Annotated in this window: 15 protein-coding genes and 1 pseudogene; 5 read left to right on the top strand and 11 right to left on the bottom strand. The window is 65.0% G+C overall.

Features of this window, described 5'->3' with window-relative positions:
• Positions 1–108 precede the first annotated feature (108 nt).
• The 4 genes from tsaB to mrcB form a co-directional block, all read right to left on the bottom strand.
• Positions 109–816, bottom strand: coding sequence for a tRNA (adenosine(37)-N6)-threonylcarbamoyltransferase complex dimerization subunit type 1 TsaB (tsaB, locus tag ACVOMF_RS15740; RefSeq protein ID WP_481510105.1), 708 nt, complete (start codon positions 814–816; stop codon positions 109–111).
• 9 nt (positions 817–825) lie between these two features.
• Complete coding sequence (gene yoaA, locus ACVOMF_RS15735) at positions 826–2,922, bottom strand: DNA repair helicase YoaA (protein WP_481510104.1); 2,097 nt, start codon at positions 2,920–2,922, stop codon at positions 826–828.
• A 155-nt stretch (positions 2,923–3,077) separates the two neighbouring features.
• Positions 3,078–3,611, bottom strand: a complete 534-nt coding sequence (locus tag ACVOMF_RS15730; RefSeq protein WP_481510103.1) for a tetratricopeptide repeat protein — start codon at positions 3,609–3,611, stop codon at positions 3,078–3,080.
• A gap of 8 nt (positions 3,612–3,619) precedes the next feature.
• Entirely contained in the window at positions 3,620–6,046 is a 2,427-nt protein-coding gene (gene mrcB / locus ACVOMF_RS15725) for a penicillin-binding protein 1B (protein WP_481510102.1), read from the bottom strand.
• A gap of 96 nt (positions 6,047–6,142) precedes the next feature.
• Here mrcB and ACVOMF_RS15720 point away from each other — a divergent pair, with 96 nt between their 5' ends.
• On the top strand, positions 6,143–8,245 hold the full coding sequence (locus ACVOMF_RS15720; RefSeq protein WP_481510101.1) for a glycosyltransferase: 2,103 nt from the start codon (positions 6,143–6,145) through the stop codon (positions 8,243–8,245).
• Positions 8,246–8,362: 117 nt separating this feature from the next.
• On the opposite strand, the gene glyA is transcribed toward ACVOMF_RS15720, so the two are convergent.
• From glyA to ACVOMF_RS15700, 4 genes and pseudogenes are all read right to left on the bottom strand, one after another.
• On the bottom strand, positions 8,363–9,628 hold the full coding sequence (gene glyA / locus ACVOMF_RS15715; protein WP_481510106.1) for a serine hydroxymethyltransferase: 1,266 nt from the start codon (positions 9,626–9,628) through the stop codon (positions 8,363–8,365).
• Positions 9,629–9,745: 117 nt separating this feature from the next.
• Positions 9,746–10,369, bottom strand: a pseudogene (locus ACVOMF_RS15710) (glutamine amidotransferase); the annotation flags it as partial.
• Positions 10,366–11,181, bottom strand: a complete 816-nt coding sequence (locus ACVOMF_RS15705) for a YggS family pyridoxal phosphate-dependent enzyme (protein WP_481510100.1) — start codon at positions 11,179–11,181, stop codon at positions 10,366–10,368. The gene ACVOMF_RS15705 and the pseudogene ACVOMF_RS15710, both read right to left, overlap by 4 nt.
• Positions 11,174–12,415, bottom strand: a complete 1,242-nt coding sequence (locus tag ACVOMF_RS15700; RefSeq protein WP_481510099.1) for a benzoate/H(+) symporter BenE family transporter — start codon at positions 12,413–12,415, stop codon at positions 11,174–11,176. Before ACVOMF_RS15700 ends, ACVOMF_RS15705 begins: the two co-directional genes overlap by 8 nt.
• Positions 12,416–12,553: 138 nt before the next feature.
• Here ACVOMF_RS15700 and pdxR point away from each other — a divergent pair, with 138 nt between their 5' ends.
• A complete protein-coding gene (gene pdxR / locus ACVOMF_RS15695) occupies positions 12,554–14,014 on the top strand; it encodes a MocR-like pyridoxine biosynthesis transcription factor PdxR (RefSeq protein WP_481510098.1) in 1,461 nt (486 codons plus the stop codon).
• Between the two features lie 131 nt (positions 14,015–14,145).
• On the opposite strand, the gene ACVOMF_RS15690 is transcribed toward pdxR, so the two are convergent.
• Both ACVOMF_RS15690 and ACVOMF_RS15685 read right to left on the bottom strand, forming a co-directional pair.
• Positions 14,146–15,693: a hypothetical protein gene (locus ACVOMF_RS15690; protein WP_481510097.1), complete on the bottom strand. Its 1,548-nt coding sequence runs from the start codon at positions 15,691–15,693 to the stop codon at positions 14,146–14,148.
• Positions 15,694–15,706: 13 nt separating this feature from the next.
• Positions 15,707–17,863 (bottom strand): RelA/SpoT family protein, encoded by a 2,157-nt coding sequence (locus tag ACVOMF_RS15685; protein ID WP_481510096.1) that lies wholly within the window; start codon positions 17,861–17,863, stop codon positions 15,707–15,709.
• A 55-nt stretch (positions 17,864–17,918) separates the two neighbouring features.
• On the opposite strand from ACVOMF_RS15685, the gene ACVOMF_RS15680 reads away from it, so the two are divergent.
• Both ACVOMF_RS15680 and ACVOMF_RS15675 read left to right on the top strand, forming a co-directional pair.
• Entirely contained in the window at positions 17,919–18,440 is a 522-nt protein-coding gene (locus ACVOMF_RS15680; protein ID WP_481510095.1) for a hypothetical protein, read from the top strand.
• 81 nt (positions 18,441–18,521) lie between these two features.
• Entirely contained in the window at positions 18,522–19,064 is a 543-nt protein-coding gene (locus ACVOMF_RS15675; RefSeq protein WP_481510094.1) for a DUF4124 domain-containing protein, read from the top strand.
• A 12-nt stretch (positions 19,065–19,076) separates the two neighbouring features.
• Here the strand turns inward: ACVOMF_RS15675 and hrpA are convergent, their stop codons facing one another.
• Positions 19,077–23,282, bottom strand: coding sequence for an ATP-dependent RNA helicase HrpA (gene hrpA, locus ACVOMF_RS15670; RefSeq protein ID WP_481510093.1), 4,206 nt, complete (start codon positions 23,280–23,282; stop codon positions 19,077–19,079).
• Positions 23,283–23,370: 88 nt separating this feature from the next.
• Here hrpA and ACVOMF_RS15665 point away from each other — a divergent pair, with 88 nt between their 5' ends.
• A complete protein-coding gene (locus ACVOMF_RS15665) occupies positions 23,371–23,967 on the top strand; it encodes a Dps family protein (RefSeq protein WP_282273315.1) in 597 nt (198 codons plus the stop codon).
• Positions 23,968–24,081 lie beyond the last annotated feature (114 nt).

The following is a 24,081-nucleotide window of genomic DNA, read 5'->3' as shown; positions in this document are numbered from 1 at the left end:
AAAGCCGCGAAGCGGGCACGCCCCGCCCCACAAAACTGATCCCCAGCTGATGAGGCGGGAGCTGCGCGGCTAACCCCGCGCCCACAACCATCACATCCTGCGACTGCTTCAGCGCTTGGAATCGCGCAGCGCTTGCTGTTCGATCAGGGTCAGCGCGACGTTGTCGCGCAGGTAGGCGGGCTGCACCAATTCCGGTGCGATGGCTTCGCCGCGCAGCATCGCCGGCACCGCGATCTTCAGCACGTCGGCGGCGCTGGGCAGGGCCTGCGCGTCCACGCTGCTCAGCCGCGCCTGCAGTCGCGTGCTCAACACGCCCTCGCCTGCCGCAAAACCAGTGCCAACGCCGGCCCAGAGGCCGTCATCGGCTGGCAGCTGCACGGCGTCCGGCGCGACCAACAGCTCACGTTCCTGCAACTGCAGCTCGCCATCGGCATCGCGCAGATAGCGCGCTGCATACAACTCGCCCATGCGTGCATCGATGCAGGCAAGTACGCGTGGCACATCGGCCGGCGCACGCAGCGCCACGGTCTGCAGGGTCGATACCGGCAGCAAGGGCCGGTCCAGCGCCAAGGCAATGCCTTGGGCGATCGCAATAGCCAAGCGCACACCTGTGAAAGCACCCGGCCCGCGGCTCAGCGCGATGGCATCCAACTCGCTCCGGGCGACACCGGCTTCAGCCAGCAACTGCTCAGCCCACGGCAGGCTCAATTCGGCATGCCGGCGCGGCGCGACTTCAAACCGTTCCAATACCTGCCCATCCACATAGAGGGCGACGGAACAGGCTTCGGTGGCGGTTTCAAAGGCAAGCAGCTTCATGGCATCACATCAGGAAAGGGAGAACGGCGGCGCTTCGGAGCCAGCGTCGGCCGAAGCCGGCGTGCTGGCGGAATCCGCCTCCGGCGCCCATTGTCGCGCAAAGAAGGCCTGCACATCGGCCAGCGCGCGGGTACGGCGGAATGGCGGCAATGAATCCAGGAAGATCCGGCCATAACCGCGCGACAGCAGGCGCGGATCACACAGCACCAGCACGCCGCGATCGGTCTCGCTGCGGATCAGCCGGCCAACACCCTGCTTGAGCGCGATCACCGCTTGCGGCAGCTGCTCATCGCGGAACGGGTTGCCACCCTGGCGACGGATCGCATCCAGCCGCGCTTCGAACACCGGATCATCTGGAGCGGCAAACGGCAGCTTGTCGATCACCACCACGCTCAGCGCGTCACCAACCACGTCCACGCCTTCACGGAAGCTGGCAGCGCCCAGCAGCACACCATTGCCCGACTCACGAAAGCGCTGCAGCAGGCTGGCGCGTGGCGCCTCGCCCTGCACGAACAGCGGCCACGGGCCGTCGCGCAGCGCATCGGCGGCCTCGCGCAGCGCGCGGTGCGAGGCAAACAACAGGAATGCCCTGCCCTGCGACGCTTCCAGCACCGGCCGCAAGGTGGCGATCAAGGCCGCGCCATAACCACGCGCAGCCGGATCGGGCAGCTGCTGTGGCAGATAGCACAAGGCCTGCTGCTGCCAATCGAAGGGACTGGGCTGCACCAGAGTATCCGGATCATCCAGCCCCAAACGCTTGGACAGATGCTCGAAGCCACCATCCACGGTCAAGGTGGCCGAAGTGAACACCCACGCCGCCATCGAGCGCAGACGGTGCTCGCGCAACGGGCCGGACACGTCCATCGGCGTGCGCTGGCAGCGGAAGCCACGCGGCGTCAGCTCGTACCACAGCACGTCGTTGCCATCGTCGACGGGGAACAGCGAATCGCTGGCGGCTGGCGCGACACCATCTTCCGGCACAGGAACAGCGCCATCGATATCCCACTCGTCGACGGCGCCACTATCTCCGTCGTCCAACCAGCGCGACAACCGCGATACACCTTCCAAAGCGCGGGCATGACAGGCATCCAGCCCAGGCGAGGCTTCGCGTACAAAGTTCAATGCATCGCGCAACTGCGCCATTGCCGCAGCGACCGCATCAAACCCTTCAGCCACTGCGGGCACTGCAAGGGCGCGCCAGCGGGTACCACGCTGCGGCAGTTTTTCCATCGCCTCACGCAGTTCGCGCAGGGCCAATTCAAGCGTCGCCACCGGTTGCTGCAGGGTAGCCTGCGCACCAGCGACGCTGCGGCATTCGGCCATGCAATCGCGCGCCAGTTCCTGCCACGGGCGCATCCCGAAGCCTTCACCGAAGAAGTTGGCCGCAAGTTCGGGCAACTGGTGCGCCTCGTCGATGACGAATGCCTGCGCGCCAGGCAGGATCTCGCCGAAGCCTTCCTGCTTGAGCGCCAGGTCGGCGAGCAGCAGGTGATGATTGACCACCACCAGATCCGCCTCCTGCGCCCGCTGCCGCGCCTGCACCACAAAACAATCGCCCCAGAACGGGCAATCAGTGCCCAGGCAGTTGTCCACCGTCGAGGTGACCATCGGCAACAAGGGCGAGTCATCGGCCAGCCCATCCAACTCGGCTATATCGCCGTATTGGGTGCGACCGGACCAGGTGAGGATGCGCTGGAACTGCGCCACCTGTTCGGTCGAGGTGAAACGCGGCTCACCGCGTGCCTGATCCAGGCGATAGCGACATAGGTAATTTGCGCGGCCCTTCAGCAGAGCAGATCGATGACCGACACCCAATGCGGCGCGCACGCGCGGCAGATCACGGTGGTAAAGCTGGTCCTGCAGCGCGCGAGTGCCGGTGGAGACGATGGTCTTCAAACCGGACAGCAAGGCCGGTACCAGATAGGCGTAGGTCTTGCCGGTTCCGGTACCGGCTTCGGCCAGCAGCACATCGCGCTGCTGGAAGGTCTCGGCGATCGCGCCAGTCAAGCGCAGCTGCGCGGGGCGCGGCACGAACGCATCGAGCTGACGCGCAAGCGCGCCACCTTCACTGAGTGCTTCGCAGCTGGCGGTGACTAGGGAGGACATGGCATTGGTGCGGTGATTGGGAAACCGGGATTGGGGGTTGGTAAGCAGCAAATGAATATCTGCAGCAACTACCTGTATTCCATTCCAGCACTCCATTGACCATCGACACCCGGATGCTGCTTGCCAATCCCCAATCCCGACTCCCCAATCGCTGCCTAGAAGCGCTTGATCCCCGGCACCGTGCAACCTTCGATCTGCGCATGCGCGGAGACGGCATTCTCTTTTTCGGCGCGGGCCAGACGTGATTGTTCGATGGTAGCCCAGTGGCGGCGGCACAGCGGACCAGTACGCGAGCCCAGGTCCAGCGCCTTCCTGGCCAAGGTCTCAGCGCGCGCCCAGTCAGCCTGCAGCAGGGCGATTTCGGCGCGTTCCTGCAGGATGCCCGGGTCATCGGTCACCTGCAGCAGCGCCTCGTTCAAGGCTTCAGCTGCACCGGCGAGGTCACCGGCCTTGCGCTTGGCGATGGCGGTCTGGCGCAGATCATCCACCTGCGCATCGCGCAGCGGCTGTACTGACAGCTCGGTGTCATCGACACCGGCGATGGCATCGACCGCAGCCAAGCGCTGTGACGGCGTGGTGTTGTCAACCGCCGCCGGCTTTGCCGCCGGTGGTGCGCTGACGCAGCCAGCGAGTGACAAAGAAGCTGCAGCAGCAAGCAGCGCGTAGCGGATCAAAGGCTTGGTATTCATGGGCGGGATTATCGCGCAGGCGTCTGCGCAGCGGGGGCCGCAGCCGGTTCAGGTTCCTTGCGGTCCAGCCCCAGCCAACCACGCCAGCCGCCGCCGGACTGCTCCTGCGCCCCCTCGGCCCCCTCTTCCAGCGGTACTTCCGCCGGCACTGCACAAGGCACGTACTGCGGCGCGTAGCCAACCACGAACGGGAAGCGGCGTGCGCCCGGGCAGGATTCGTCGGTGGCATTGCTGCCTGCCGCTTCCACGTACTGCCAGTCCAGACCCTTGTTGTTCACGTGCAGGGCCTTGCTGGGCAGGTTGCGGAAGATACCCGACCACACCCGCATCGCGCCGGAAGCACCGAACAAGCCGGTCTGCTCGTTCTGGTCGTTGCCCATCCAGATCACCGCCAGATGGTCACCGGTATAACCGGCATACCAGCTGTCACGGCCGTCGTTGGAGGTACCGGTCTTGCCGGCGGCCTGCAGCCGCGACAGGCCATCGGCGTTCAAGCCGGAAGCAGTACCACTGGAGACCACTTGTTGCAGGCCGACGCTGATCAGGTTGGCAGCGATCGAGTCGCCCTCCTGTGCCGGCGCCGGACTCTTGTCATAGCGCTTGAGCAGCTTGCCCTGCGCATCGACCACGCCACGCACCGCATGCAGCGGCTGGATTTCACCGCCAGAGGCCAGGAACTGATACAGCTGGGTCATGCCGTAGGGGCTCTGGTCGGTGGAACCGAGAATCACCGCCGGATTGGACTCGGCCTTGAGCCCGGCCAACACATTCATCAGTTGGGTCAGCCGTTCCGGACCGACCTGCATGCCAACGCGTACCGTGGCCTGGTTGTAGGAACGGGCCAAGGCATCGATCAGGCGCACCGTGCCGTGACTGCGGTTGTCGGCGTTGCCCGGCGTCCAGTTGCGGCCGCGGCTGAGCTTGACGGTCACCGGTGAATCATCGACCCAGCTGGCCAGCGAGTAGCGATCCGGCTGCGCCAATGCCAGCAGGTAGACAAAGGGCTTGAGCAACGAACCAACCTGCCGCTGCGCGTCGATGGCGCGGTTGAAGCCAGGTTCGGACACATCACGGCTGCCGACCACAGCCAGCACATCACCGTTGTGCACGTCAGTCACCACCAAGCCGGCTTGCAGCTCCGGGCGACGCTTGTTTTCCAGCGCCTTGATGGTGTGCGCCACCGCGCCCTCGGCATAGGCCTGGGCCGACGGCGACATGCCGGTGAACACATTCAGGCCGGCGCCTTGCAGCACGCTTTCCGGGTAGTCATTGCCCAACTGGCGACGCACCAGATCAACATAGGCGGGGAAGCGGTTGGCGGCAGCGATACCTGCCGTCTTGGATACGCCCAGCGGTGCCTTGAGCGCACGTTGATACTCGGCGTCGTCGATCAACTTGTTTTCGTGCAGCTTGCCCAGCACGAAGTTGCGGCGGTCCAGCGCATTCTCGGGATTGCGCCGCGGGTCGTAGAACGATGGGCCCTTGACCAGACCGATCAGCAAGGCGATCTGCTCGCTGCTCAGCGAATTGAGGTCACGGCCAAACCAGAACTCGGCACCGGACGACACGCCATGGATGGCCTGTTTGCCGCGCTGGCCCAGATAAACCTGGTTGAGGTAGGCCTCAAGGATGGTGGACTTGTCGTAGCGCGCTTCCATGATCAGCGCGTACAGCACCTCGTTGAACTTGCGGGTGATCGTCTGTTCCTTGCCAATGCCGAGCAGGCCGCTGCGGGCCAGCTGCTGGGTCAAGGTGCTGGCGCCCTGCTTGGTCTCACCGCCGGTACGGATGGTCACCCACACAGCACGCGCGATACCACTGAGATCGATGCCGTGATGACGGGCAAAGTCCTTGTCTTCCACCGCCTGCAGGCCGGTGACCAGCAGCTCGGGAACTTCAGCCACCCGCACCAACCGGCGCTCTTCCTGTTTCTGCCCGTACAAGGTGGCGATACGTGCCGGGTCCAGCCGCGCGGCTTTCAGTGCCTTGCGGCTGCCTGCATCGCGCAACGAAGCCACCTGCCCGCCGGAAACCACCACATCCACCTTGCGCGCCGCGACGTTGCCATCAACGTCCACATAGCCGCGGCTGGAAATACTGAAGCTGCCGCCCTGCGCCTTATAGGTGCCGGGACTGTTGCCAGTGCCGTCATCGCGGTAACCGGAGGCCGCCAGCTCGGTCTTCAGCGTATTGGCGTTCATCGCCGTGCCCGGGCTGAGCACCAGCGGCCGCGCATAGACGCGGGTCGGGATCTGCCAACGCAGCTCACCAAAACGCTGGCTGACCTGACTGTTCAGGTACAGCGTATAGGGGATCATGAAACCCAGCCCCAATGCGGCTGCGGCCAATCCCCAGGTGATCAAGCGGCTCCGCCACACAGGGCTGTTGCCGTCGGTATCGTCGTCGAACTGGTCGGAATCGTGGCGTCGTGGCACAGGGATGCGAGAATGTGGTTTGCAATGAGTCTAACGCAGCCGCATCGTCGGGGGCGTTGACTGTCAGCCCCCTGCTTAAGCTGGAGTTCCAAAGGAATGTCGATTTCGCTGGCCGATGCGCGTTACGCCGTCAATCGCATCATCGGCCTGGTCCGTCGGGGCCTGGCCAGCCTGCGCACCCGCGGCTGGCGGGCAACCCTGCACCGGGTTGGCGTGCATACCCGCCGGCAACCGCCCGCTCAGCGCGAACCGCTGTACTTCCCTGCCAGCGCGCCGTTTGCGCCGTTCAGCCTGCCCAGCAGCGAGCGCCCGACGGCCAGCATCGTCATTCCGGTCTACAACCATTGCGCGCATACGCTGGCCTGCCTGCGCGCCCTTGCCGCGCATCCGCCCGCCGCCAGCTGCGAGATCCTGGTGATCGACGATGGCAGCAGCGACAGCACCCGCGCCTGGATGCAGCAGATCGATGGGCTGCGCTATCACCTGCGTGCCCAGAACGGCGGCTTCATTGCGGCCTGCAACGACGGCCTGCGGCTGAGTCGCGGCGACTACGTAGTACTGCTCAACAACGACACCATTCCCCAGCCCCGTTGGCTGGATGCACTACTGGAGACCTTCGCCCGCGTGCCCGAAGCCGGCCTGATCGGTGCCCAGCTGCTGTATCCGGATGGTCGTCTGCAGGAATCCGGTGGCGTGGTCTTCGCCGACGGCAGCTGCTGGAGCTACGGCCGCTTTGAATCGGCCGAAGATCCACGCTACAGCGCCTTGCGCGACGCCGACTATTGCTCCGGTGCAGCCTTGGCTATCCCACGGCTCTTGTTTGAAGAGCTGGGCGGCCTGGACAGCATCTATGCACCTGCCTACTACGAAGACACCGACCTGGCCTTCAAGGTGCGCGCTGCTGGACGCCGCGTGCTGGTACAACCTGCCAGCCGCGTCGTGCACGACGAAGGCACCAGCAATGGCACCGACACCAGCACGGGGGTCAAGGCCTACCAGGTCCGCAATCAAGCAGTGTTCGCCAAGGTCTGGCAGGACGCACTTGCGGCGCAGCCGGCAGTAGGCAGCGTACCGTCGCCAGCGCTGTTACATCGCCACCAGCGGCAGATCCTGATCATCGATGAGTGCCTGCCGCAGCCCGACCGCGATTCGGCCTCGCTGCGTCAGTTCAACCTGATCCGCATGTTGCTGGCAGAAGGTGCACATGTGGTGTTCCTGCCAACCCGCGGCGAGCCCGCCGGCCCGGCCAGCGAAGCCCTGCAGGCCATGGGCGTGGAGGTCTGGCATGCGCCCTTCCTCGACCGGGTCGGCAGTTGGCTGCGCGACAACGGCAAGCGTTTCGCCGTGGTCATGCTGGTGCGCTACCACGTTGCCAACGAATGCCTGCCCTTGCTGAAGCAGTTTGCTCCGCAGGCGCGTACCGTATTCGACACCGTCGACCTGCACTACCTGCGTGAACGCCGCGGTGCCGAACTGGCCCGCGACCAGCGCCTGCTGCGCAGCGCAGAACGCACCCGTGCCAGCGAACTGGCGGTGATGGGGGCCACCGATGTGACCTTGCTGGTCAGCGCCGCCGAAAAAGAACAGCTGGCGACCGACGCTCCGCAGGTACGGGTGGAGCTGATCTCCAACCTGCACGAAGTTGCGGGCGCTGGCGAAGGCTGGGCACAACGGCATGACCTGGTCTTCGTCGGCGGCTTCCGCCATCCGCCGAATCTGGATGCGATGACCTGGTTCATCGGCGAGGTATTCCCGCTGATCCATGCGCAGCGCCCCGAGATCCGCTTCCATTGCATCGGCGCCGATGTACCCGACAGCATCCATGCACTGGCCGCCGCCAGCCCCGGCGTACAGGTGCATGGCTATGTGCCGGATGTAGTGCCGTTCATGACCCGCATGCGCGTTGCGGTAGCACCGTTGCGCTTCGGTGCCGGGGTCAAGGGCAAGGTCAACCTGAGCATGGCCCACGGCCAGCCGGTGGTCGCCACCACCTGCGGCGTGGAAGGCATGCACCTGCATGACGGCCAGGATGTGCTGGTCGCCGACGGCAACCAGGCATTTGCCGCTGCAGTGTTGCGCCTGTATGACGATACCGCGCTATGGCAGCGTCTGTCGGACAACGGTTTGGCCAATATCGCCAGACACTTCTCGATGGATGCGGCGCGTCAGGCCGTGCAGCGGGTGTTCTTCACTCCATAAAGCACGCTGCACATCCAATTTCGACAAATGTAAGCGTGCGCACGCAGATTGCGGCGCACGCTTCACGATCGACCGCGCTCAACTGTCGCGCAATCGTCGGCGGGACAGCCATCGAGCTCAGCAATACACTGGATAGCGCCGACACAAGGCCGACACCTGCTCACGCACCTCGCCGGTCACTTCATCAAGCCTGCCTGTCCCAATACTGTCGAGCACGTCGGCAAGCAGCTCGGCCAACTGCTCGCATTCGGCGACGCCAAAGCCGCGCGTGGTCATCGCAGGTGTACCGATACGCACGCCCGAGGTCACGAACGGCGAGCGTGGGTCATTCGGCACCGAATTCTTGTTGGTGGTGATCCAGGCACGGGCCAGCGCGGCATCCGCTTCCTTGCCGGTGAACGGCTTGCTGGACAGGTCGATCAGCATCAGGTGGTTGTCGGTGCCGCCGGAGACGATCTGGTAACCACGCTGCTGCAACACCGCCGCCATCGCCCGTGCATTGGCTATCACCTGCCGCTGGTAGGTCTTGAACTCCGGCTGCAGCGCCTCCTTGAAGGCGATCGCCTTGGCTGCGATCACATGCATCAGCGGCCCGCCCTGGATGCCAGGGAATACCGCCGAATCCAGCCGCTTGTTGAACTCCGCATCCTGCCCCTTGCTGAGGATGATGCCGCCACGCGGCCCGCGCAGGGTCTTGTGGGTGGTGCTGGTCACCACGTGTGCATGCGGCAGCGGGTCCGGGTACTCGCCCGCCGCGACCAGCCCGGCCACATGCGCCATATCTACCCACAACAGTGCTCCGGCCTTGTCGGCAATTGCGCGCATGCGCGCCCAGTCCTTGTGCCGCGAATATGCCGAGAAGCCACCGATCAGCAGCTTGGGCCGGCTCTCCATTGCGATCCGTTCCATCTCCTCGTAGTCGATCAGGCCGCTGTGCGGATCAAGCCCATACGGCACGATCCGGTAGTGACGACCCGAAAAGTTGGATGGGTTGCCATGGGTAAGATGTCCGCCCTGCGCCAGGTTCATGCCCATCACCGTGTCACCCGGATTGGCCAGTGCCAGGAACACCGCCGCATTGGCCTGTGCACCGGCATGCGGCTGCACATTGGCGTAGTCGCAGTTGAACAGCTGCTTGACGCGTTCCAGCGCCAACCGCTCGGCCACGTCCACGTTCTCGCAGCCGCTGTAATAGCGCTTGCCGGGGTAGCCCTCGGCATACTTGTTGGTGAACACCGAATCCTGGATGGCCATCACCAGCGGACTGGCATAGTTCTCCGAGGCAATCAGCTCGACGTGATCGTGCTGGCGTTGCTGTTCGGCCTGCAGCGCCGACGCCAGCTCCGGATCGAAGTCGGCAAGATCGTTGGATGTGTCGTACATGGCAGTTGCTCCGTGCTTGAGTTGTTCGGTGGAATGCTCGACTTCGCTAGCGGTTGGCAGCGCATCCAGCCACGCGCCAAATACCGCCTGTGCTGCCCGTGGCAAGCTCGATGCTGCTGCCTGGGCCTGCCTGCGCAATACACAAGGATCGATACCGGCCTGGGCAAGCTCACAGGCATGTCCAACCAGCCACTGTTCGATCTGCTGCGGCAATGCTTCCAGATGGCACTGCAGCGCAAGCACATGCTCACCCACGCTGAATGCCTGGTTCGCGCACAACATCGTCCCGGCCAGAAGCGTCGCCCCCTCGGGAATCTCGAAGCGATCGCCATGCCAATGCAGCACCGGTACCTGCGCCAACGCAGCCAGTGGTGATGTGCTGCCCTGCGCGGTCAGCGTCAACGGCGCGAAACCGATTTCTTTCAAACCCATGCTGGCAACCTCCGCACCCAGTGCGCGTGCGATCAGTTGTGCACCGAGGCATATACCCAGCAGCGGCAACCTGCGCCGCAGTTGCCGCTGGATCAACGCCAGCTCATCAAGCAAGAATGGATACTCTCGCTCATCGAATGCAGCTATCGGCCCGCCGAGCACAACCAGCAGGTCGGGCTCCTCCAGGTTGCGCAGATCATCGCTGGCTGCTTCCAGATAGCGCACGCTGTAGCCGCGCTCGTGCAACAGCGACTGCAAGCTACCGAGGTCTTCAAAGTGCAGATGACGTATGGCAAGGGCCGTTTTCATTGCTCTGTTTCCGCAGCCACGTCATTGTTTGGCCAGTAGTAGCTGTCTGGCAGCGGGCGCGCACCGAATATCGCCTGGCCGACACGCACCACCGTGGCACCCTCTTCTATCGCGATCTCGAAATCGCCCGACATACCCATCGACAGTTCCTCAAGCGCGACACCCGTCAACACGTCCTGACGCAATCGGTCGCGCAGTTCGCGCAACAGCACGAAGCAGCGGCGCACACGCTCAGCCTCGGCCGAGAACACCGCCAAGGTCATCAGGCCACGCACGCGTAACGCGGGATAGGCGCTTAGTGCCCGCAAGTACGCGGCAACGGCATCCGGCGCCAGTCCGTACTTGCTGGCCTCGCCCGAAGTATTGACCTGCACATAAACATCCAGCGAACGACCCTCAACCTGTAGCCGACGTTCAAGTGCTTCGGCCAAGCGCAGGCTGTCCAATGCCTGGAACTCGCTGGCGAAGCGTGCCACGAGCTTTGCCTTGTTGGTCTGCAGGTGCCCGATGATCGACCATTGCAGGTCGCCCAGGTCCTGCATGGCCTGCCACTTACCTGCTGCCTCCTGCACTTTGTTTTCGCCAAGCACACGGCAACCCGCGGCATGGGCCAGGCGCAGGCTGGCCTCGGGTTTGGTTTTGCTGACCGGCAGCAGACGCACCTGCGCAGGGTCGCGGCCAACGCGCAGGCAGGCGGCGTCCATGCGCGCCCGCACCACGGCCAGGTTGTGGCGGAAATCCTCCACCGTCGTTGCCTGCGGATAGCGCCCATGTTGCGCGTGTTGGGTCTGGGTAGATGACGAATCAGCCATTGGCCTGCTCCTGTTTGTTGTTGGCGGGCGCTGGCTGGTTTCGCGGCGACCAGCGCCCATGCAACAGGGCATGCGCCAGCAAGCCGATAAGCAGGCCCCAGAACGCGCCACCGATGCCGAGCAAGCTGATGTTGGCGGCGGCCGCCAGGAAAGTGATCAGCGCCGCTTCGCGCGTGCGCGGCTCGGCCAGCGCCGTGGCCAGGCTGCCGCCTATCGTGCCCAGCAGTGCCAGCCCGGCCAGGGTGGCAATGAAAGTCACCGGCAGTGCCATGAACACCGCGGCCAAGGTCACCCCGAACACCCCGACCAGGATGTAGCACAGGCCCGCGGCAACCCCGGCAATCCAACGCCGCGAAGGGTCTTCATGCGCTTCGCGGCCGGTTGCGATTGCGGCGGTGATCGCAGCAATGTTGAAAGCATGCGAACCGAACGGCGCCATCAGCAGGGAACCGAGTCCGGTGACCGCCACGATTGGATTGGCGCTGGTCTTGAAGCCGTCGTTGCGCAGTACCAGCATGCCGGGCATGTATTGGCCGGTCAGGGTGATCAGGAACAACGGCAGCGCCACGCTGAGCAGCGCATTGAGCGAGAACACGGGCGTTGTCAGAACCGGTTTGGCCAGCTGCAGCGACACCGCCGACAGATCCAGCCGGCCCTGCAGCCACAGAAACGCCACCCCCAGCAACAGGATGCCGACAATGGCATAGCGCGCACTGACGCGCTTCAGCAATAGATAGGCCACGATCAACAAGCCTGCGAGCAGCGGATCAACGGCAAGCCCGGCAAACGCACGCGTGCCGAACTGCAGCAGGATGCCGGCCAGCAGGCCGGCGGCCACCCCGGCAGGAATCAACCGGATCAGCCGGTCGAACCAGCCTGACAGGCCCAGCACCACGAAGGCAGCGGCTGAAACCAGGTAAGCACCGATCGCTTCGTTGTACGGCGTTGTCGCCAGCGCCGTTACCAGAAAGGCTGCGGCAGGCGTGGACCACGCGGTGATGATCGGCGCACGACTCAGCCAGCTCAGCAGCAGCCCGCTGACCCCAACGCCAATCGACAGCGACCACACCCAGGACGCGGTCAGCTCGGGGCTGAGCCCGGCCACCTTGGCCGCCTGGAATACCAGGATGAAGGTGCCACCGTAGTTGACGATGACCGAGACCAACCCGGCAACGATGGGATGGATCAGGTCTGCCGGGCGCATGGCCCGGGAGGAAGCAGCAGCGGACGGCATGGCGAAGTTCGGACTCCTGGTGGCTGGCGCAGACCAGTGCGGCGGGTCCGTTTTTATCGGCCTAGAATGGTCGGATAGCTCCCACCATTTTCTACACCTAGGCCAGACCAATTGTTCAGGCACGCGCAACTTGAATCGGTGAAGGCCTGGGTCGTCGACCCTGCGCAACGCAGCCTGCCACTGCATGTCCGCATCCAGCGCGCGGTACGCCAGCTGATCCTCGACGGTGCCCTGGATGCGAGCAGACCGTTGCCGGCTTCGCGCGCCCTTGCTGCCTCGCTGGGCGTATCGCGCGACACGGTGGAAGCGGCTTATGGGCAGTTGCATGCCGAGGGTTTCATTGAACGCCGGGTTGGCAGCGGCAGCTTCGTCGCCGAGGGTGCACGCCGCCTGGGTGGGCGCGGCACCGCGCAGCGCACCAGCACTACGCAACAACCATTGCGGCTGAGCCAGCGCGGTGCTGCCATGTACCGCAATGGCGGGGTTCGCGAGTTTCTTGCGCCGCGCGCTTTCGTCCCCGGTGTACCGGAAACCCGCAACTTTCCAATGACCGTCTGGGAACGATTGCAGCGTCAGGTGCTGAAGGAATGGGGCAGCGCCGCCCTGTTGCACAGCCCGCCACAAGGCATGGCGCCGCTGCGCAAGGCCATCGCCGACTACGTCAATCTGGAGCGCGGTGCCCATGCCAGTCCGGAGCGGGTGCTGGTGGTGACCAGCTCACAGCAGGCCTTGACCCTGTGTGCGAGCGTGCTGCTCGATCCCGGTGAGCGCATCTTCATCGAGGACCCCGCCTATCACGGCGCGCGCAAGGCATTTGATGCCGCCGGCCTGGACTGTGTACCCATACCGGTGGATGCCGACGGCATGCGCGTGGACATGCTGCGCGACGCGCGGCAGCCGGCACGGGCGGCGTTCCTGACACCCTCGCACCAGTTCCCCAGCGGCGCGATGCTGGCGCTGGAACGACGACTGCAGATCATCGAATGGGCCAGGCAACAGCAGGCATGGATCATCGAGGACGACTACGACAGCGAGTTCCATTACGCCGGTAGACCGATGGCCTGCGTGCAGGGTTTGGATGCGCATCAGCGCAGCATCTACATCGGTACCTTCACCAAGTCGCTGTTTCCCGGCCTGCGCATCGGCTTCATGGTCCTGCCAAGCGAGCTGGTTGCGCCGATGACCATCGCGCGCACCTTGCTGGACGGGCATAGCGCACCAATCCCGCAACTGACACTGGCGCGCTTCATGGAAGGCGGGCATTTCGGTGCGCACGTGCGCGCCATGCGTGCGATCTACTGCGAGCGCCGGGATGTGCTGGCCAAACTGGTGCGCAGGCATCTGAAAGACTTCGTGGAGCCGCGCGTGCCCGATGGCGGCATGCAGATGCCCTGCGTTTTCATCCGCGATATCCCCGAGCAGCAGGCCATCGATGCGGCGCGCCGCGCCGGGATCGATCTGCTTGGGCTGAGCGGACTGCACGCCTGCAGCGAACAAGCGACCGCAGGCTTCCTGATGGGATTCGCCGCGCATACGCCCGATGAACTCGAGGTGGCAGTCAAAAAGCTTGTACAGGTGTTGCGTGTAGTTGCCCGTTGAAGACCTGAATCTGGATCATCGAACGCAGTTTTGGAGAGCGCAGCCATGCTGCGCAGGAGTTTTACAGGGAAAGCCTCAGCCGAGCATGGCTCGGCTCCACCCGCTTCATACCATCACAGCGCCCGCAAAAATCAACGCAGGGCGTTGCGGACACGCTCGCTGAAGCCGGCAATCTCCGGCGTCGCCGGATCGATTTCACGCGCCTGCAGCAGTGCCTGTTGTGCAAAGGCGGTATCACCGCCTCCCAAGCGCTCGCTGCCCACCGCAATCCAGCGCTGCGCCAGACGACGCCGTGCCGGTGCCAATGCCGGATCGGTCGGGGCAAGTGCCTGCCAGGCATCCAGGCAGGTACGCGCAGCGCGCAGCCGATTGCCGCGCAGGTTGTCGTCCAGACAGGTGCGCGCGGCCGGAAGTATCCTTGCCGCCGCGCGTTTGACCCGCGGATCCTGCGGTGCCAGCGCCTGTGCCGCCTTGAAGCGGTCGTAGGCACTGCTGCCTGGTGGCAACAACCATTGCTGGCGGGCCTCGGCTTCGTCGAGTTGTTTGAGCAGCGCCTTCAAGCGGCGCTCTCGCTCGCCAGCGCTGACCGGAACCTCCATCGATTGCCGGGCCTGTCGGGTGCGCTGCAATACCTGCTCAGCGGCGCCCAGTTCGGCGCTGTCGGGCGCCAACTCACGCGCATGCTGCAGGGCGCGCTCGGCTGGCTCAAACTGGAAATCCGCCGCCAGACGCAGCGCTTCCTGCACCTGTGCATGGGCGATGCGCTGCAAACCCTGGCGCGCGGCCGGATCCTCACCCGCCGCCAGCACCTGCTGGAATGCATCGGCTGCACGCTGCAGGCGACCGCGCGCCAGATCGCGCTCGCCCTGCTGGCGTCGTTGCTCCAACGCAGCGTTCATCACCGCCTTGACCGCCGGCAGATTGGCGTGACCGGCGTCATAGCGCTCCACCCGCTGCAGCAAGGCCGCCGCGGCGGCCAGATCACCGCGGTCTGCGGCGCGGGTTGCCTGGGTAAGCAGGTCTGACAGCACTTCATCGCGCCCTTCCAGCGCCTGCATCTTGTCCGGCTGCAACGCCAACACACGTTGATACAGCGGCAGGGCTGCGTCCGGCGCATCATCCAGACGGCCCTGCGCCTGCGCGGCCTCGGCCTGCTGCAACAGCTGCTCTATCCCGTCATGCCCGGGCACCGCGTGCTGCAGTTTGGCCGCCAGCAGATCAATCTCGGCAGAAGGTGCCTGCAGCTGTCGCGCCAGCGCCAGGCTGTTCGCTGCAGCTTCGCGATCCCCTGCCGCCAACTGCGCGCGCGCCTGTGCAAGCGCCGCCTGCGCGGTCTGCACCAGTGCGTTCTGCACATCGCTGCGGTCCGGGTCCAGCGCGGCGGCAGCTTCAAACAGCTCACGTGCCCCGCGCCCGTCGGCGGCGCTCAAGCGCCCCTCGCGCAGCGCCTGGCGACCGTCATCGAGCAGCTGCTGGATCTTGGTTTCCGGCCACAGCCAGTCGGCCAGCGGCTGCCGGAACAACGCCAATATCAGCGCCAAGGCGGCCACGCCGATGGCTATCGAACGCCAGGCACGCGGGCTGTTCCAGCCACGCGCCACCCACCAGCGCCCGTACAGCCGCAGCTTGTCGCCGAGTGTCTCCAGTCCCTGTTGGCCGCGCTGACGCCAGTTCTCCATGCGCCAAGCTTACCTATCCCAGCCTTCGCGCATCATCTACGCCGGGCAAGGCGTCGAGTTTTCCGAGCAGGGTGGACAGCTGGCCGTAGTCGCTCACCTTCAAGCGCAGGCGCAATTGGATACGCCCACTCTCGCGCAGGCTGTCGCTGTTGATCTCCAGCACATAGGCGTCTTCCTGCGCGATCAGGTTGGTGATGTCCTTCAACAACCAACGCCGGTCAACCGCACGCACCATCACGTCCACTTCATAGCCGGTGCCGGTGCGTCCCCACTCCACCGGCAGCACCCGTTCCGGATGGGCGGCCGACAAGCGTGCCAGCGACGCGCAGTCCATGCGGTGCACGGTGACGCCACGGGTGCGGGTGAGATAGCCGGTGATAGGCTCACCGGCCACCGGCTGGCAGCAACGCGCCAGCTGCACCAGCAGATTGCCCACGCCCTGTACGGTGAAGTCGGTCTTGCCGATGTTGCCGCGCCGCGCAGTAGGCCTTGGCAGTACCGGCGCTGCTGGCTGTGAGGCGGCTTTTTCAGCCTCCAACAACGCGCGGCTGACCTGATTGGGTCCGGTATCGCCGAGCGCAACCTGGATATACAGATCGTCGACGCTGTCGGCGTGGAACTTGCGCGCCGCAACCATCAGGTCCGAATGCTGCAAGCCCAATCGCTTCAGTTCACGGTCCAGCAGCTCGCGGCCGGCCTGCACGTTGCGGGCGCGATCGAGCTTGTGGAACCAGTTGCGGACCTTCTCGCGCGAACGCCCGCTGGCCAGGAATCCATTGGACACCAGCAGCCAGTCGCGCCGGGGGTCAGCTTCCTTGCCGGTGAGGATCTCGACGCGGTCGCCGCTGCGCAGGCGGTAGGTCAGCGGCACGATGCGGCCATTGATCTTGGCCCCGCGGCAACGATGCCCGACCATGGTGTGCACGTGGTAGGCGAAATCCAGCGGCGTGGCGCCCGCCGGCAGGTCCATCACCTCGCCCTTGGGGCTGAGCGCATAGACCCTGTCCTCGATCAGCTCGGCGTCCAGCGCGCCGGCCAGATCATCCGCACTGCCGGGCTCCTGTGCCTGCTCCAGCAGCTGCCGCATCCAGGTGATCTTGCGATCGAAGGCCTTCTCCGCGCCCTTGCCGCCTTCCTTGTACTTCCAGTGCGCAGCCACGCCCAGCTCGGCCTGCGCATGCATCTCATGGGTGCGGATCTGCACTTCGATGGTGCGCCCTTCCGGGCCGATCACCGCCGTATGCAATGAACGGTAATCATTGGCCTTGGGGCGCGCGATGTAGTCATCGAACTCGCTGGGAATGGGCGTCCACAGCGCATGTACCACGCCAAGCGTGGCGTAGCAGGCGCCGACGTCCTCAACCATTACCCGCACCGCGCGCAGGTCGTACAGCTGCTCGAAGGCCAGCTGCTTTTTCTGCATCTTCCGCCAGATGCTGTAGATGTGCTTGGGTCGGCCACTGACTTCACCACGGATGCCCTGCTCGGCCAGGGCCGCCGACAGCTTCTTCTTCACCGCCTCCACATAGCGCTCACGGGCGATGCGGGTTTCGTCCACCTCGCGGGCGATATGGCGGTAGGTGTCCGGCTCGAGGAAGCGGAATGCCAGGTCCTCCAGTTCCCACTTCAACTGCCAGATACCCAGCCGGTTGGCCAGCGGTGCGTGGATGTCGCGGGTCAGCTGGGCCAGCGCGCGCCGCTCTTCGGCGGGCAGCTTGTCGGCCGCACGCATGCAGGCCAGTTGCCGTGACAGCAGAATAGGCACCACCCGCAGGTCATGGATGATCGCCAGCAGCAGCCGGCGCAGGCCTTCGCTGTTGCGCCCGGCTTCGCGCCCGGCGTGCAGCGCCCACACCTGGTCCGCAGCCTCCTGCCCGTCCAGCAGCCCGGTCACCGCAGTGGCACTTGGCCCCAGCGGCAGCTCGGCCACGCGCGCGCGCAGCCCAGGCAGATCAAACAGCAGGGCGGCGGCGATCACACTTTCGTCGGCGGACAGCAACGCCAGCGAATCCAGGGTATCGGCAAGTACCGGCCAGGACAGGCGCGGCGACACATCCGTGTCCGCTTGCTGCCAGCAGGCCAGCAAGGCCTGACGCAGCGGCTCGGACAGGGCTCGGGTTGAGGCGCGCTGCAGCAGCGCTTCCAGACCGGGGGTGGGGGAACTGTTCACAGCATTCAATTACGGGCGGATGCCCCTACACTAGCGCCCACCCTCTCTGGGAACAATGTTCATGAAGCTGCCCCGCCTTGCTGTACTGCTTGCCGCTACCGCTTTGTCGTCGTACCCATTCACCAATGCACTCGCCCAGCGCGTGGTGCAGGGGGACCTGCAACAGCAGATGTCCGCTGCCGAATTCAATGCCGCCGGCCTGAACAAGCTCAGCCCCGAAGAGCTGGTCACACTCAACAATTGGCTGCAGGGCAAGGTGGCGCAGGCTGCCAGCGTTGCAGTGGAACAGGCGCGCGAAGAAGGCCGCCAGGAAGTGATCGTCAAGAACCGCGGTTTTTTTGACTTCGGCTCCCAAGATCCGATCGAAGCTGTGCTGGCAGGTGAATTCCGCGGTTTCGGCAAGGGCCGCCAGTACACCCTGGACAACGGCCAGGTCTGGGAACAGACCGATGACACCAGCGCTGGCGGTTTGCGCAAGCAGGATCCAAAGGTACGCATCACTCCCGGCATGATGAACGTGTGGTACCTGCAGATCGACGGACTCAATACCCGTGCCAAGGTCCGCCGTACCAAGTAACCGCACCTACCCTGCCCCGGCCGCATCAGTCTGGGCAGGCGCTCCCCATGTTCTTCTTCAGCCTGTGAGCCTGCCTTCGCCATGCGCATATTCGCTCTGACCCTGCTGTTGCTGTTGCTGTTACTGCCTGCCAGCGCGGCCGCACAGGTATACAAATGCAAAGGCAAGTCCGGTGAAACCGTGTACTCCGAGCATCCCTGCGATGCCCGTGCCGAGCCGATGAAGCTGCGTGAATCAGCGGTTTCAGCCCCGGCGCCGCAGCAACCGGCAGTCTCCGAGGGCGAGCACGAAGGCGCAGGCGAAGGTGAGCAGGCAACAGCGCCAGCCAACAGCGAGGAGCTGGCACGGGCACGCGACGCTGAACGCAGCTGCATCAGCACAGCCACTGCGTCCATCTATGGCTCTTCCAATGACCGTGTCGGCACCCTGCAGCAGCAGATGGGCATGCTCAACGAACAGCTCGCCGCAGCCCAGGATGCACAACGCAGCAAGGCCTTGCGGGAACGGATGGCAACCTTCCGCCAGGCCATCAGCCGCGAACACGCCAGCGCCCACGCGCAGATGAACACCGCCCGTCGCGCCTGTGTCCAGCAGCACCGCCCGGGTGCGGCCGCCGCGCGCTGAACGCAGCTGCGCTCAGCTGCGCAGGGCTGCCACCCGCTGCGCCAGCTTCTTGGCCGAGATGCCGGAACGGAAGCCCAGCTCCTGGGCGAACAACGACACCCGCAACTCCTCGATATCCCAGCGCAAGGCCGCCCATTGTGGGCGCTGGGCCAGACCTTGCACACGTGCTTCCTGCAAGGCATCAACGAAGGGCTTGAGCTCCAGCATGCGCGCCTGATCACGTGGTGGATCACGCTTCGCGCGTTCGGCACGCAGGATCATCGCCTTCAGATAGCGCGGGAACTGCGCCAGCGCATCGGCCGGGGTCTCGCGTAGAAACCCGGCATGCACCAAACCGGCCAACTGCGCCTGCATATCGTCCAGATTGCCGCGTGCCCAACCCATCAACGGTGACTCCAGCTGCGGCTTCAACTCACCGGTCAGGCCGAGGATGCTTTCGGCCAGCTTGAGCCGCTCCATCGCCTCGCCGAACAGACGCTTACCGGCATCGGCCCAGCGTTGTTGGAAGGCTTCCGGTGTGCGTATCGCTTCCAATCCATCGGCCAACACCGCGTTCACCGCCGCATCGACCAGATCACCCCGCAGCCGTTCCTGCGACTCGATGGATGCATACAACAGGCCGGTCTTCGGCGACACCGGCAGCTGCTTGCGTGCCTGCTTGAGCTTGTCGGCCAAAGCGATCTCCAGCAGGCGGCGTACGCCCTGCGGATGCGCCAATGCGGCTTCATTCCGGTCGGCGAAGATGCGCAGCGCGGCAGCATCGCCGGTATCGACCAGCGCAGGATAGGCCGGTACCCCGGCTTCACCCGGAACCTGCTCGGGAATCGCGGTAGTCGGAAATTCGCGCAGCCCCTCGGCAGCCAAGGCCGCGCCTGCACGAGCTGCAAATGCGCTACCGGCGCGATCACCAAAGCGGGCACGCAGCGCCTCCAGGTCACGCGACATGGCGAGCAGCTTCATGCCGTCGTTCTCGCCGGAAGCAGACAACTTTCCACGTGTTGCGCCAGCAGAGGTCACTTCAAACAGCCGCAGATTCATGCGCAGGTGCGGGTCCAGCAACTCCACGTCGAAATCCGTGGCCGCGACCATCGCACCGGTGGCTTTGGACAGGAAGCGCGCCAGCTCGCCACGGATGTCGTCAGCCGACGGTTGCGCCCAGGCTTCCGCAAACGCACGGCCAAAATCCGGCGCCGGCACATAGTTGCGGCGCATCGCCTTCGGCAGGCTGCGGATCAGGGCCGAGGCCTTGTCCGCAACGAAGCCGGGGGCAAGCCATGAAAGGCGCGCCGGGTCCAGTGCATTGAGCAGGTGCAGCGGCACGTCGAGGGTGACGCCATCCTCCTCGCTACCCGGCTCGAAGCGGTAATGCATGGCCAGGCGCGCATCCCCCAACGGGAAATACTTCGGATAGCGATCCTGCTCACTGCCCTCGCCCGGCAACAGATCGGTCAGTGACCAGTGCAGGCTGCGGCGCTGTTCCGGCGATAAAGCTTTCCACCAGCCATCGAGCAGATTGGCCGAATGGATATGCGATGGCACCCGATCCAGGTACCAGCGCGCCTGCCAATCCTCGTCGGCAACGATGCCGGCACGGCGCAGCTTGGCTTCCTCTTCGCGCGCCTGCTCCAGCAGCTTCATGTTGTCGGCGACAAAGCCGGCGCGGGTGTTGATTTCGCCGGTTACCAGCGCCTGCCGCACGAAGATGTCGTGCGCTTCACCGGGATTGATCCTGCCGTAATGCACGGGCTTTTTCGGTGCCAGCACCAAACCGAACAGGCTGATCTGTTCCGAGGCCAGTACCTGGCCCTGGGCACGCGACCAATGCGGATCGAAGTGCTTGCGTGCCAGCAGATGCGGCAGTTCGGCGATCACCCAATCCGGCTCGATCGAGGCATTGGTCATGCCCCAGACGCGCGCCGTATCCAACAGCGTGGCACTGAGCACCCACGATGGCGGCCGCTTGGCCAGCGCCGAACCCGGGAACAAATGGAAGCGACGCTGACGCGGCGCCTGGAAATCGCCCTTGTCGGTGCGATGACCGATCTGGGTTGGCAGGCCAGCCAGCACCGCACGGTGCAGCGTCTGGTAAGCCGCTATGCGCACTTTGTCCGGAATGGAGGAAAAACCGGGGTCAGAGTCTGGTTTCTCCCGAACTTTTCCCGCCCCGGAAGCGCCAAGTGGGAAACCCGACTCTGACCCCGGTTTTTTCCCCTCGCGGGCCAGACGTGCGGCCTTGTGCTGCTCGCCACGCGTGGCTTTGCGCTTGGCCTCGGCATCACCACCGGCGGGCATGGCCGGCGGCACCGACAACAGCGCCTTGCCGAACCCTTCGTCCTCGCCCATCGCCCAACCGAACTCCTCGCACAGCAGGAGCAGCTGGCGGTGCAGCTCGCGCCATTCGCGCATGCGCAGGAAGCCGAGGAAATGCCGCCCGCACCAGTCGCGCAGTTTGGACTGAGTGAGCTCTTCGTGGGCGTCGCGGTAGGCATTCCACAGCCGCAGGATGCCGAGGAACTCGGAGCGTGCGTCGGCAAACAAGGCGTGCGCGTTGTCGGCCGCCTCGCGTGCTTCCGGTGGCCGCTCGCGCGGGTCCTGGATGCCGAGGAAGGAAGCAATCACCAGCATCTCACGCAGGCAGCCGCCCTTGTGCGCGGCCACCAGCATGCGCGCCAGTTTCACGTCCACCGGCAAGCGTGACATCTGCCGGCCGATGTCGGTGAGCTTGCGCGAGTCGTCGATGGCGCCAAGCTCGACGAGCTGCTGCCAACCGTCGGCCACCGCGCGCTCGTCCGGCGCTTCCAGGAAGGGGAATTCGTCGATCTTGCCCAGGCCCAGCTGCAGCATGCGCAGGATCACGCCGGACAACGAAGAACGGCGAATTTCCGGATCGGTGAACTCGGATCGGCTCAGGAAATCAGCCTCCGAGTACAGTCGGTAACACACGCCCTCGGAGATACGACCGCAGCGACCCTTGCGCTGGTTGGCGCTGGCCTGCGATACCGCTTCGATATGCAGGCGATCGAGCTTCTGCCGGGGGCTATAGCGTTTGACGCGGGCAAAACCCGGATCAACCACGTAGCGGATGCGCGGCACGGTCAGCGAGGTTTCGGCGACGTTGGTGGTCAGTACCACGCGTCGCTTCGGGCCGGGATTGAATACCCGGTCCTGGTCCTTGGCCGAAAGCCGCGCGTACAGCGGCAGCACTTCGGTTTCGCGGTATTTGCGACGTTCCAGGGCCTGGTGGGTATCGCGGATCTCGCGCTCACCCGGCAGGAAGATCAATACGTCGCCGCGCGCATCGCTGCGGGTGATTTCATCGACGGCAGCCACAATGGCCGAGACCGGATCCATCGCCGACTCGTTGTCCGCCTCGGTGCGCTTGCCACGCGCAGGCGCAGCTGCGCTGTCGGTGCTCTGGCCCATTTCCTCCAATGGCCGATAGCGTACCTCCACCGGGTAGGTACGGCCTTCGACATTGACCACCGGCGCATTGTCGAAGTGGCGCGAAAAGCGCTCGGTATCGATGGTGGCCGAGGTCACGATCAACTTCAGGTCCGGGCGCTTGCGCAGCAGCTGCTTCAGGTAGCCCAGCAGGAAGTCGATGTTGAGGCTGCGCTCGTGCGCCTCGTCGATGATCAAGGTGTCGTAGCGCGACAACCAGCGGTCCGAGGCGATTTCGGCCAGCAGGATGCCGTCGGTCATGAACTTGATGCGGCTGTCTTCACCGACCTTGTCGGTGAAGCGCACCTGGTAACCGACCACCGTACCCAGTTCGGTCTGCAGTTCCTCGGCCACGCGCGCAGCCACCGCACGGGCGGCAATGCGCCTTGGCTGGGTGCAGCCAATCATGCCGGCCTCGCCACGACCGGCCGCCAGGCACAGTTTGGGCAGCTGGGTGGTCTTGCCGGAGCCGGTCTCGCCAGCGATGACTACCACCTGATGGGCACGGATCAGTGCGCTGATCTGCTCGGCTTCACGTGCGATCGGCAGCGCTTCGTCCATGCTGACCGCGATCGGCCGCGCGGCGCGCTGCTGGCGCTGCGCGTGCGAGCGCTGCAGCTGCTGCTGGAAGGCCTGCTCGGCCCCCGCGTCCGCGGGCTTGCCCTGCCAGCGCGACAGCAGCCCCAACAGGCGGCCACGGTCACGGCTCATGCCCCCGTCAATCGCGGGGCGGGCAGCGCGCAGGCGCGCGGACAGGTCTTTCTCGATAGTGCTCATCAATCGTTCAACGTGAAAACTTGAAATGCAGGTATGGTGCGCAGAGCGCTATTGTGTAGCTATTCAACCCGCCAAGGAGAAAAGCGTCATGGCCAAGGCCAAGAACAGCAGCAAACCAGAAGCCGGAAAGAAGAAGCAGGCCGTCGCAGCAGCTGCCACCAGCACCGAGATCGGCAAGAAGAAGCTGGCCGCCGCCGCGCCCTCGGCCCCCGCTGTCAATATTGGGATCAAGGACGCAGATCGCAAGAAGGTCGCCGACGGCCTGTCGCACTTCCTGGCCGATTCTTACACGCTGTACCTGAAGACCCACAACTTCCACTGGAACGTCACCGGGTCGATGTTCAACTCTCTGCACAACATGTTCATGGACCAGTACACCGAGCAGTGGAACGCCCTGGACGAGATCGCCGAGCGCATCCGCGCCCTGGGCTTCAACGCGCCGGGCTCCTACCGCGAGTTCGCTGCACTGACCTCGATTGCCGAGGAGCCGGGCCTGAATGACAGTGCCGACTGGCGCGAGATGGTCCGCCAGCTGGTGGTCGGCAATGAAGCTGTCTGCCGGACCGCACGCAAGGTGCTGGACCAGGCCGATGACGCCGACGACGCCCCCAGCGAGGACTTGCTGACCCAGCGCCTGCAGATCCATGAGAAGTATGCGTGGATGCTGCGCTCCTTGCTGCAGTAAAGGGTTCGACGCAGTACCTGTAGTGGGGGGGGGGGGGGGGGGGGGGGGGGGGGGGGGGGGGGGGGGGCGCCCGCCGGGGGGGGGCGGGGCCGCGGGGGGGGGGGGGGCGGCCGC

Source organism: Stenotrophomonas sp. STEN022 (assembly GCF_056760155.1).
This window is presented reverse-complemented; position numbering and strand designations above follow the sequence as displayed.